The sequence below is a fragment of the Photorhabdus sp. P32 genome, from assembly GCF_038085095.1.
GTDB classification, from domain to species: domain Bacteria; phylum Pseudomonadota; class Gammaproteobacteria; order Enterobacterales; family Enterobacteriaceae; genus Photorhabdus; species Photorhabdus luminescens.
Map to the genome: position 1 here is coordinate 1 of NZ_JAZGJN010000242.1, position 9,428 is coordinate 9,428.

Sequence of the window (9,428 nt, forward strand, 5' to 3'; positions counted from 1 at the left end):
CAAACAAAATGCACCAAACTGTTTTTTTTAGTCAAAAACACTAAGAGCACATAATATTTCGGAGTTAACACTCGAAAAAAGACATTAATTTGAACTTATAATCTAATTAATCAATTAATATTTGATTGAATTCAGATGAACCCACTGATTCTTTACAATAAAGAAATGAAAGAATGTTAAAAATAGTAAAAAACAACGAAAAAAAACCATATATTATAAACAGTTAAATATTGGCAATTTCGCATTACACAAAATTTGACTTAATCGGTCGTTTTATAGGAACATATTTACAGTTTGGTGCATTTTGTTTGGTTTAGAAAATATTAATCCGAGATTTTTAAACTATTTTTGCGCTGAATATTGGGTGCATGGAGCTGGAATCCTGCACGGTTATTTTTTTATGGTATTGGGTATTTTATCCTTAAATTCAAGGAATTAATTCACATGAGATTGAATAAATTGGTTATGGCCCTGGGGCTAGGTGTAGCTTTGGCTGCGGGTTCTGTCAATGCAGCCAATCCTAGCCAAGGTCACGGAACGGTGACTTTTACCGGGTCTATTACTGATGCACCTTGTTCTATCACTCCAGAAACGGTTGATCAGGTAGTTCCAATGGGCTCTATTTCTAGCGCATCTTTAAAAAACGGCGGCCGTTCTTCTTCCACGCCATTCAAAATTTCTTTAGATAACTGTACGACGGAAACGATAAGCACAGTCACCACGACGTTTATTGGCGCCAAATCCAGCATCGCCGGCGGTGATGGTTTGCTAGGTATCGAAGGCGTTGCGAAAGGTGCTGGTATTGCGATCACGGATGCGGGCGGTAACAAAATCAAATTAGGTACCCCCTCACCGGCTGTAGCTCTGCATGATGGTGATAATGATCTGCATTTTGCCGCCTATCTTCAAGGTGATACTTCACCTGATGCCGTTGTTCCGGGTAATTTCACCGGCATTGCCAACTTCCAGTTGACTTATCAATAAGTCTTTTCATGCACGGAAACGCTGACAGGGAAGCGGGCGTTTCCTAATCAAAAGTTTTGAATAAGTTTAGCTGGAGAGAAGCCATGAGTCGATATGCTGCCGTTGTTGTAGTGCCCTGCCTGTTAATGTTTTCCTGTGTTATTGAAGCTGAAACGGCTGCTCCACAAGGAACGCAAGGATATGGCCGCGTTAGCATGCAAGGCGCCATCATTGATACGGCCTGTGCGATTGACGCAGGTAGCCGTGACCAGACGATTGAGTTAGCCACGATCCCGGTAAGCCGGATGATACATGATGGACAGGGACCCGCGCGTCCTTTTTCCATCCATTTGATTAACTGTGTACTGACTTCTGCCGCCTTGGGTAAACCCGATTGGCGCCATTTTCAGGTGACGTTTGACGGTGTGCCTGATGGGCACAATTTCCGGTTATCCGGTGCGGCTCAAGGGGTGGCATTACAAATTACAGACATATACGGCAATCAGGCGTATCCGGGAACTCCATTGCCGCTGAGAGACTTACAGGCAGGGCAGATGACGCTTAATTACGCGATGCGATTGGTGGGTAATCGCCAGTTATTGCAAGCAGGGCAGTATCGAACCACTGTTCGGTTCAGGCTGGATTATCACTAATCATCGATCTGGGAATGTTATGGCTTTATTTTTAGGTTTGACCACTGAATATGACAAGGTGGTCTCGGTTAGGTGTGTCCTGAAGCCTCTTATTGTTTCGGTACTGCTTGCTTTAATAGGTACTCATGCTGTGTATGCGGAACAGGAAATTGAATTTAATACGGATGTGTTAGATGTTCAGGATCGTTCTCGGATTAATTTAAAAGAATTTTCCCGTGCGGGTTATATCATGTCGGGGGATTATCAGATGGCGATAAGACTGAATAAAAGTGAACTGCCGGAGATGCCGGTTACCTTTATGGCGCCGCCGGGTGATCCGAAGGGGAGTGTAGCGTGTTTGCCGCCTGAGCTGGTGAAGCAGTTAGGGCTACGGGCGGAATGGGAATCAAAGATTACTTGGTGGAACAATAATCGGTGTCTGGAGACTAAAACGCTGCCTGGCATGACGGTGCGCGGTGATCTGAGCAGTGACACGTTATACCTGAGTGTGCCTCAAGCCTATCTCGAATATAGCTCGCCGGACTGGGACCCGCCGTCACGTTGGGATGACGGGATTTTTGGCATGATGTTTGATTATAACGTCAATGCCCAGGTCTCTAAGCCGACGAAGGGAAATGAAAATCAGAATATCAGCGCTAATGGTACGACCGGGATAAATTTGGGCGCGTGGCGTCTGCGGGCAGACTGGCAATCACAGTACAACCACACCACGGGGCGGTCGGGGAGCACTGAGAAGAATTGGGATTGGAGCCGTTATTACGTGTATCGGGCAATACCGCGTTGGCAGGCTAAGCTAACGTTGGGTGAGGATTACCTTAATTCAAATATCTTTGACAGCTTTCGTTTTACTGGGCTCAGTCTGGTGACGGATGACAATATGTTACCTCCGAACCTGCGAGGCTATGCGCCGGAGGTAACCGGAGTAGCGAAAACCAATGCCAGAGTGACTATTCGTCAGCAGGGGCGGGTGTTATATGAGACCCAAGTGGCGCCAGGTCCATTTCGTATTCAGGACATCAATGACGCAGTGAGCGGCAAACTGGATGTGCGGGTAGAGGAGCAGGATGGCGGTTTACAAGAATTTCAGGTCGATACCGCGAATATTCCCTATTTAACCCGTCCGGGCCGGGTGCAGTACAAACTGGCGGCGGGTAAACCGACTAACTGGAAGCATCACAGTGAGGGCTCCGGTTTTGGTATCGGCGAATTTTCCTGGGGAATAAACAACGGTTGGTCGTTGTATGGCGGGATATTGGGAGCTGGGGATTATAACGCGTTGTCATTGGGGGTTGGGCGTGATCTGATGGCCTTTGGCGCCCTTTCCTTTGATGTCACTGAATCCCGCGCTCATTTACCGGATGAGGACCAAACATTGATGGGAGGATCTTATCGTCTCAGTTATTCCAAACGTTTTGAGGAGTATGACAGCCAGGTGACTTTTGCCGGTTACCGTTTCTCGGAACGTGACTTTATGAGCATGAGCCAGTATCTGGATCGTCGTTATCACGATGGCGATGCTGAGAGCAATAAAGAACTTTACACCATTATGTTGAACAAGCAGTTCACGCATATTGGCGCCAGTATCTACTTGAATTACAGCCATCAGACTTACTGGAATCGTTCGAATAACGATCGCTATAACGTATCAATATCACGCTATTTTGATATTGGAAGTTATAAGAACATTAACCTGAATCTGTCTGCTTACCGTAATAAATATGAGGGTAAAAATGACGACGGGATGTATATGACATTATCCCTGCCGTGGGGTAATTCAGGAACTATCAGTTATAACGCAATGGCCAACCGGGAAGGTAACTCCCACACGGTAGGTTATTACGATCGGATTAATGAAAACAGTAATTATCGTTTAGCGGTTGGCACCAGTATTGACGGCAAGGCCGCGGCTAACGGTTATTTAACCCATTACGGCGATCGTGCTCAATTGACGACCAGTGCGAGTTATCAGGATGGGCGTTATACCACGGCGGCGTTTTCTATTCAGGGGGGCATGACCATGACGCCAAAAGGCGCAGCGTTGCATCGCATTAATATGCCGGGTACTACCCGTTTGATGGTAGATACCGATGGTGTCGGCGGCGTACCGGTGAAAGGTTTCGGCGCGATTACCCATACCAATATGTTCGGTAAAGCGGTGATCTCTGATGTGAATAACTATTACCGTAACAGTGCGAGTATTGACTTGAACAAACTGCCGGACAACGTGGAGGCAATACGGTCGGTACAACAAGCAACACTGACGGAAGGCGCGATTGGTTATCGTAAATTTCAGGTGATATCCGGTGAAAAAGCGATGGCCCTTATCCGCTTGCCGGACGGTAACGCGCCGCCATTTGGGGCAACAGTACTGAATAAGGATCAACGGGAGATCGGTATCGTCAGTGATAGTGGGAACACCTACCTGAGCGGGATAAATCCGGGAGAGAAACTGGATGTGCGTTGGGATGGGGAATTGCAATGTGTGATTGAGCTGCCACCAGAATTACCCAAAGTAGAAGAGATGGCTTCGTTATTACTGCTCTGCCAACTGGCCGACGGTAATAAACGGCCATAACGTTAATTGACTGGCAGCGTGAAAACCTTGTTGCTGTCACCGAAACTTATCGCGGTGACTTGTAATGATTATGCTAAGAATGAGTAATTGAGGATGAAATTGAAGAATACAATCAATGTAGTCGCGATAGCTGTCTTAAGTCTGTCAGTGATCAGTGAGTCAATGGCGGCTATTGCGCTGGATCGTACCCGCATCGTGTTTAACGGTGAGGACAAATCCACCAGCATGGATATCAGCAACCAGAACAAAGAGTTGCCATATCTGGCGCAGGGATGGATAGAAGATGAGCAGGGTAACAAAATCAATGGTCCGTTAGTGGTGACGCCACCGGTACAGCGGGTGGAGCCCGGCGCTAAGAGTCAGGTGAAAATACAGTCACTGCCGACAACTGCACAGCTACCCCAAGATCGGGAAAGCTTGTTCTATTTTAATTTGCGTGAAATTCCGCCGCGCAGCAAGAAGCCGAATACCTTACAGATTGCGCTACAAACCCGAATTAAGCTGTTCTATCGCCCGAAAGCCATTTTTGCCAGCCGCACCGATTTGGACAATCCGTGGCAAGAGAAGATGACTTTGACACGTCAGGGGGACCAATATCAGGTGAACAATCCGACACCCTATTACATCACTGTGGTGGATGCATCAAGCCAGCTTAAGGGTAAAACGGCGGCGGACTTTAAGCCATTTATGATAGCGCCTAAAAGTAGTGCGGTGCTGAGTGGTAGTGTCGGGGCATTGGGAAGTGCGCCAGTACTGACGTATGTCAATGATTATGGCGGCCGACCGCAATTGACTTTTAGTTGTGCGGGGAATCATTGTCAGGTGACTAAAAGTTCGTCGTGACGGGCGAAGCCGGGAGGAACGACGATGAACATCAAGCGGATAGGCTGCGTACTGACACTGGCGCTCTGGCTGATGCCAGCAATAGCGAGTCAAGCGAGGGAGACGCGGGCAGCAGATATCGAGGGCTTGCACGGCGAACTGCATGTGTTTGGCGGGCTGACTGAGGCGGCTTGTCGGCTGGACATGACTTCTGCATGGCAGGAGGTGAATCTGGGGAACACGCCAAACAGTGACTTACGCCGGCCAGGTGATAAAGGGACGCCGATCCCATTCATATTGAAGTTTCGTGACTGTCTAAGAACCAAAGGGGCAATAGGTGACAGGCGGAACGGCAATCTGACGTGGAATCAGTTACAGCCGGTGGTGACGGTTAGTTTTGCGGCGCCGGCGGATCGCGATTATCCACATCTGGTGCGGGTGACCGGTATCACCGGGTTGGGGTTACAGATAACAGATACCGCGAATAATGATATTCGGTTGGGAGAGCGAGGACGCCCGCGTTTTACGGCAGCGGGGCAGGACAGCTTGGAATATTACGTGACGCCGGTGCGGACGCCGAGAGCGCTAGGGATTGGGCAATATCGCGCGGTAGTGGATTTCAGGGTGAATTATGACTAACTCGCTGTGTTTTCCAGGAATAAAAAAACAGTATCGCAGGCAGAAAAAATGGAGCGTATTACTGTTTGGCTGTTTATTGAGTGTTAATGCTCAGGCTGATTTACTGACAAAAAGGGTAAATTTAGCAGCAGGACCTGTCAGTAATTTTTCGGGTAAAACGCCGGTCAATATTTACGGTGTGGTTATCGCTCCTCCGCCTTGTGTGATTAATAATGGCAATACTATTGATGTAGATTTTGGCGACGTGATGATTAACCGGATTGATGGAGTTAATTATATGCAACCCGTCAAATACACCGTGAAATGTGAAAAAATGCCGGCTAATGCAATGAAAATGATGATATTGGGTAACACTGCCAGTTTTGATCGAACGGTATTACAAACCAATCACTCTGGGCTTGGCATTGCCGTTATTCATAACGGACGAAAATTGCCCGTCAATGACTGGATGAAATTTAGCTATCCTAATTTTCCTGAATTACATGCGGTGCCGGTAAAAGAGATGGCTACGGTATTGAAAGGCGGCGACTTTGGCGCGGGTGCGACCATGATGGTTGAATACCAGTGAACGGGAGACATGCAATGAACCCTTTGATCTATCGTGTTTTCTGGGGTGCATGCTTGGGGTTAATCAGTGTGATGCCGGGACAGGCGGCAGATAATATGTGGTTTCACGGCACACTGCTTGAAGCGCCCCCTTGCGTTATTAATGACGGCAATATGATTGATGTCGATTTTGGTCACAATGTTGGCATCCATCAGGTGGACGGGGTGAATTATACCAAGCCCGTGAATTACCAGTTGGTATGTGCGCCTAATATCTCAGGTTGGAATTTAGGATTGACAGTGATTGGCCCGCCAACTTCATTTGATGATGCAGCATTGAAAACCAATATTACTGATTTAGGCATTCGTCTGACGTTGGATGGTAAAGCATTCACCCTTAATAAGCGTATTCCGGTGACATCGCAGAAACAGCCGGTGATACAAGCGGTGCCGGTAAAAAAACCAGGAAGTACGTTGTCGGAAGGGGTATTTGAAGTGACGGCGACATTGCTGGCGGAATACCAGTGAAAGGAAAGCTAATGAAATATTTAAAATTATTCGTGTTGCGTGTTGGTTTTATGGTTATTGCTGCCACGGTTTACGGTCATCAAGTGGTACAGGCTGCGGATAATATGCGTTTTCACGGTGCATTAGTTAAAGAACCTTGCACGATTAAACCGGGTGATGAAGATATCCAGCTTGATTTTGCAACAATTTCTGAAAAATATTTGTATCTGCATGGTAGGACCAATAGTGAGCCTTTTCTACTCAGGTTATCTGGTTGCGATATGAGCGTGGGGAAATCGATTAAACTGACATTCAGCGGCATGGAAAATACGCAGTTGCCGGGCTTATTAGCGTTAAGTGCCGGGAGCCAAGCCTATGGGATTGCCATCGGTATCGAAACGGCAGAAGGCAAACGGTTGCTGTTGAATAGAGAGGGGGATGCCTATCCGTTAAAAGAGGGGGAAAACTTGATTGTACTGCAAGCATATGTGCAGGCAGAACCCACTGCGCTAGCTAACCAGACGATTAAGCGAGGCGCATTTCATGCGATTGCGACATTTAATCTGAATTATGACTAACTTGCACGATTTTATTAGGTAACTCAATGAAAAAGTTATTCTCTGTTTGCCTGGTACTTTTATTATCGCTGTTTTCATTAAGTGCGGTTGCATCAATATTTTCATATATCACTAAATCCGAGGGAATTCCTACCAATGCCTATTATACTTTTGTAATTGAACGTTGGGACCCAGAAAACGATTTTACGCCAAATCCTTGTTATGGTTATTCTGCGTGTTGGATATCGGTTAACCATCGCCATTTCGCTGATGGTTATTCAGGACAGCCTTATAGGCTATTCAATACTCGTGTGGAAAGATTTAAGACCATGAAACAAGTGCAAGCGGAGATATTGAAATATACCAGTTTTCCGATCACCGGAGTGGCAAAACATTTTGGCCCTGCTATTCGGTCTCATCAGGAATGTGTCGGGCTATTTTATGAAACCGATCGAAGTGGTTTTCATGGAAGATTATTACCTGGATCTTTATGTGGCGTTGCGCCACCGCCGATAGGATTTTGTCAAGTCAGTGAAGGCTCCGTTGAACTTAATTACGGCAGTATTGATGAGGCAAAACTAGAAGGCGCGACCAGAGCGGAAAATATCAATGTGGCCTGCAATGTAGACATAGAGATTATCGTGACGGCGACGGGGCCTGATAGGGGATTAGTACCTTTAAGAAGTGATGGTAGTTTGAAAGCTAAATTGCTATTAAATGAGAAAAATGGTGAAGATGGCGTTGCTGTATTTGTACCGGCTGGAGGAAGTGTACCAGTTACAGTGAAATCAATTTTACAGAAGAATGGCAGAGTAGAGGCAGGACCTTTCTCGGGATCAGGGGCGATAATTTTGGCAATGCCATAAAAAGGTGTTTTTTTAATTTAAAGGCTGGGATGAAAATGAAACAAGATCATCTATTAGTAGGGAAGCGTATTCAAAAAAGAAGGAAAGAGTTGGGTATGACCGCCGTAAAATTGGCGGAAAAAATAGGTATTAGTCAGCAACAACTCTCACGTTATGAGAGAGGGATAAACCGAATTAATTTATCCCATCTGGTGCAGATCGCTTCAATATTGGAGACGCCGATAAATTGGTTTTTCCTTGATTGTTGTTATCCTGCAACCAATAACAGCATCAATAAATTAACAGACCAATATATCCCTATTGCGGAGGCTACATTGGGTAAATTTGGATGTTAACTGATCTCGGCTCCAATAGGGGGATCTATAAACCAGTTGATGACTGAGTTTCGTGACCGACGGAACGGTCACTTTTATGATTTCTTCGTTAGCCATGTTATTACTACAAATCAAAGAGTTTATTCTGGTTCATATTCCCTTTTGAAAAAGTGATTAAAATTCGGATAGTAATTTAATCATGTATGTGAAATTTCCTCCTCATCACTATTGGCTATTGTTAGTGATACCCATTTTTAAAAGAGAAACGAATTTACCGTTTGAAAACGCTAATTCTCAGGCTGTAATAGCATAGCGCCAGTTCTGCTAATTGAGCTAAAAGTCATCATCTAACCTCATCAGAAAAGATAATATTTCATCACCAATTTACGACAAGTATCACTTCGTAAGTGATTTCATCCTGAAATCAAACATCATAAATGTGACGTATATCACATAATTAACACAAAAAATGAAATTAATTTGAAATTATTAGAATTGATTATTAAATGATTAATATTAATCTGTTTTTTATACAATATTGTCACAAAATAATCACATTGGCCTGTTTTTTGCTTTTAAATATAACCCTTTGTTTTTGCTGCTATCTTAACCAATCCCCTATTTTTAGATGCCCAGTTGATCATCAATCCTAGATATTGATCGCTAAGCTAAATTCATGGTTAATACCGCTTCGGCATTGTGGAATAGAAAGTCAATGAAAAGCAGTATTTTAGTGTTTGCGGTTTTTTATATCGTGATTTCAGGCAGCCAGGCCGCAAACCTCTTAGAACAACAACGCATTCATCAACAGGCACGCCAGCAAGACTTGGAGGCTCAATTAGCCCCATCCCTTGTGGAGGTTCACCTTTCTGTCCCCAAACCCGCCGGTTTCCAAACTTCCCCGGTCACGGCCGGATTCAACCTGTATTGGCAGTATTAATTTAAATAACCCGGCTGCCAGTGGGTAGCGTGTAAGTGGAGTTAAT

General features: G+C 45.3%; 11 protein-coding genes. All 11 read left to right on the forward strand.

From position 1 onward, the window contains the following. The first annotated feature begins 444 nt into the window (after positions 1–444). The gene (locus V2H77_RS08145; RefSeq protein ID WP_265379679.1) at positions 445–984 is read left to right on the forward strand and encodes a fimbrial protein; all 540 of its coding nucleotides are present in this window, start codon (positions 445–447) and stop codon (positions 982–984) included. 83 nt (positions 985–1,067) lie between these two features. After that, the gene (locus V2H77_RS08150; protein ID WP_341498405.1) at positions 1,068–1,616 is read left to right on the forward strand and encodes a fimbrial protein; all 549 of its coding nucleotides are present in this window, start codon (positions 1,068–1,070) and stop codon (positions 1,614–1,616) included. Between the two features lie 19 nt (positions 1,617–1,635). Then, the gene (locus V2H77_RS08155) at positions 1,636–4,191 is read left to right on the forward strand and encodes an outer membrane usher protein (protein WP_341498406.1); all 2,556 of its coding nucleotides are present in this window, start codon (positions 1,636–1,638) and stop codon (positions 4,189–4,191) included. Positions 4,192–4,284: 93 nt separating this feature from the next. Next, positions 4,285–5,034, forward strand: a complete 750-nt coding sequence (locus V2H77_RS08160; RefSeq protein WP_283256304.1) for a fimbria/pilus periplasmic chaperone — start codon at positions 4,285–4,287, stop codon at positions 5,032–5,034. A gap of 24 nt (positions 5,035–5,058) precedes the next feature. Beyond that, the gene (locus V2H77_RS08165; RefSeq protein ID WP_341498407.1) at positions 5,059–5,652 is read left to right on the forward strand and encodes a fimbrial protein; all 594 of its coding nucleotides are present in this window, start codon (positions 5,059–5,061) and stop codon (positions 5,650–5,652) included. Next, positions 5,645–6,220: a fimbrial protein gene (locus V2H77_RS08170; RefSeq protein ID WP_341498408.1), complete on the forward strand. Its 576-nt coding sequence runs from the start codon at positions 5,645–5,647 to the stop codon at positions 6,218–6,220. The genes V2H77_RS08165 and V2H77_RS08170 overlap by 8 nt, the downstream gene beginning before the upstream one ends. A 14-nt stretch (positions 6,221–6,234) precedes the next feature. Continuing rightward, positions 6,235–6,726 (forward strand): fimbrial protein, encoded by a 492-nt coding sequence (locus tag V2H77_RS08175; RefSeq protein WP_341498409.1) that lies wholly within the window; start codon positions 6,235–6,237, stop codon positions 6,724–6,726. A gap of 11 nt (positions 6,727–6,737) precedes the next feature. Beyond that, positions 6,738–7,283, forward strand: coding sequence for a fimbrial protein (locus tag V2H77_RS08180; RefSeq protein ID WP_341498410.1), 546 nt, complete (start codon positions 6,738–6,740; stop codon positions 7,281–7,283). 26 nt (positions 7,284–7,309) lie between these two features. Next, positions 7,310–8,128, forward strand: coding sequence for an MrpH family fimbial adhesin (locus V2H77_RS08185; protein WP_341498411.1), 819 nt, complete (start codon positions 7,310–7,312; stop codon positions 8,126–8,128). 29 nt (positions 8,129–8,157) lie between these two features. Then, complete coding sequence (locus tag V2H77_RS08190; protein ID WP_031281449.1) at positions 8,158–8,463, forward strand: helix-turn-helix domain-containing protein; 306 nt, start codon at positions 8,158–8,160, stop codon at positions 8,461–8,463. A gap of 694 nt (positions 8,464–9,157) precedes the next feature. Continuing rightward, positions 9,158–9,382 (forward strand): hypothetical protein, encoded by a 225-nt coding sequence (locus tag V2H77_RS08195; RefSeq protein WP_341498412.1) that lies wholly within the window; start codon positions 9,158–9,160, stop codon positions 9,380–9,382. The last annotated feature ends 46 nt before the right edge of the window (positions 9,383–9,428 follow it).

Bases quoted from the DNA above. Each gene is read 5' to 3' on its own strand.
- V2H77_RS08145 (WP_265379679.1), top strand. From the start codon at position 445: ATGAGATTGAATAAATTGGTTATGGCCCTGGGGCTAGGTGTAGCTTTG.
- V2H77_RS08150 (WP_341498405.1), top strand. From the start codon at position 1,068: ATGAGTCGATATGCTGCCGTTGTTGTAGTGCCCTGCCTGTTAATGTTT.
- V2H77_RS08155 (WP_341498406.1), top strand. From the start codon at position 1,636: ATGGCTTTATTTTTAGGTTTGACCACTGAATATGACAAGGTGGTCTCG.
- V2H77_RS08160 (WP_283256304.1), top strand. From the start codon at position 4,285: ATGAAATTGAAGAATACAATCAATGTAGTCGCGATAGCTGTCTTAAGT.
- V2H77_RS08165 (WP_341498407.1), top strand. From the start codon at position 5,059: ATGAACATCAAGCGGATAGGCTGCGTACTGACACTGGCGCTCTGGCTG.
- V2H77_RS08170 (WP_341498408.1), top strand. From the start codon at position 5,645: ATGACTAACTCGCTGTGTTTTCCAGGAATAAAAAAACAGTATCGCAGG.
- V2H77_RS08175 (WP_341498409.1), top strand. From the start codon at position 6,235: ATGAACCCTTTGATCTATCGTGTTTTCTGGGGTGCATGCTTGGGGTTA.
- V2H77_RS08180 (WP_341498410.1), top strand. From the start codon at position 6,738: ATGAAATATTTAAAATTATTCGTGTTGCGTGTTGGTTTTATGGTTATT.
- V2H77_RS08185 (WP_341498411.1), top strand. From the start codon at position 7,310: ATGAAAAAGTTATTCTCTGTTTGCCTGGTACTTTTATTATCGCTGTTT.
- V2H77_RS08190 (WP_031281449.1), top strand. From the start codon at position 8,158: ATGAAAATGAAACAAGATCATCTATTAGTAGGGAAGCGTATTCAAAAA.
- V2H77_RS08195 (WP_341498412.1), top strand. From the start codon at position 9,158: ATGAAAAGCAGTATTTTAGTGTTTGCGGTTTTTTATATCGTGATTTCA.